Genomic DNA, 1,014 nt, shown 5'->3' with positions numbered 1-1,014 from the left:
AAACATAAGGAATGATGATGAAAGATTTATTTGATTTAACTGGTAAGATTGCTCTAGTGACTGGTGCTAGCCGTGGTATTGGTGAGTCGATTGCACGTTTGCTTGCCTCAAGAGGTGCGCATGTGATTGTCTCTAGTCGTAAGATTCACGCCTGTCAAGCAGTAGCTGATAGCATCATTGCTGAGGGTCATAAAGCCAGCGCCTTTGCTTGCCATGTGGGTGATATGGATCAGATTAACGCTGTTTTTGAGCATATCAAAAGCGAGTTTGGTCAAATCGATATCCTAGTGAATAATGCCGCTGCAAATCCTTATTACGGCCATATCTTAGATACGGATTTAGCCGCTTTTGATAAGACTGTGGAAGTAAATATTCGCGGTTATTTCTTTATGTCGACTGCTGCTGGCAAAATGATGCGCGAGCAGGGTGGTGGGGTGATCTTGAATACCGCATCGGTTAACGGTTTGGTCGCAGGTGACAAGCAAGGTATTTATTCAATTACCAAAGCAGCCGTCATCAGTATGACCAAAGCCTTTGCAAAAGAATGCGGCCCATTAAACATTCGAGTCAATGCGCTCTTACCAGGATTAACCGATACTAAGTTTGCCTCAGCTTTGACCACCAATGATACCGTGTTAAAAATGGCATTACATGCGATACCTCTAGGGCGTGTGGCTGACCCAGATGAAATGGCTGGTACGGTATTGTATTTAGTCTCTGATGCTTCGAGTTATACCACAGGTGCAACAATCGTTGTGGATGGCGGTATGCTGGCTTAATCAGTCAGCTATCGAAGATAAGCTTAAAAAAAGTTGCTGTTAAAAACCGCAAGTAACAACCGAATATAAGAGCCGCATATAAAAACTGCAAGTAAGAACCGCATAAGATTAGTTTCTATGCGGTTTTTTTTGATTTAGTTTTGTGATGAAATATCTAAGTAACCTTGGTTTTGCACTAATAAATGGCTAATTTTAAATGAGCATCAGCTCTATAGTGGCATAATAAATATGCTAG

General features: G+C 41.6%; 1 protein-coding gene. It reads left to right on the top strand.

The window, feature by feature from the left end; genetic code table 11:
- Nucleotides 1-14 precede the first annotated feature (14 nt).
- A complete protein-coding gene (locus ACT3SX_RS15245) occupies nt 15-779 on the top strand; it encodes an SDR family oxidoreductase (protein ID WP_225739127.1) in 765 nt (254 codons plus the stop codon).
- Nucleotides 780-1,014 lie beyond the last annotated feature (235 nt).

It is taken from the genome of Psychrobacter sp. AOP31-B2-9 (genome assembly GCF_052378005.1).
In the GTDB taxonomy this organism is placed as follows: domain Bacteria; phylum Pseudomonadota; class Gammaproteobacteria; order Pseudomonadales; family Moraxellaceae; genus Psychrobacter.
The sequence above is the reverse complement of the archived record's forward strand: the minus strand, read 5'-3'. Positions and strand labels throughout refer to the sequence as shown.

What these genes read in the sequence shown, in the direction of transcription:
- ACT3SX_RS15245 (WP_225739127.1), top strand. Translation starts at nt 15, where the DNA reads ATGATGAAAGATTTATTTGATTTAACTGGTAAGATTGCTCTAGTGACT.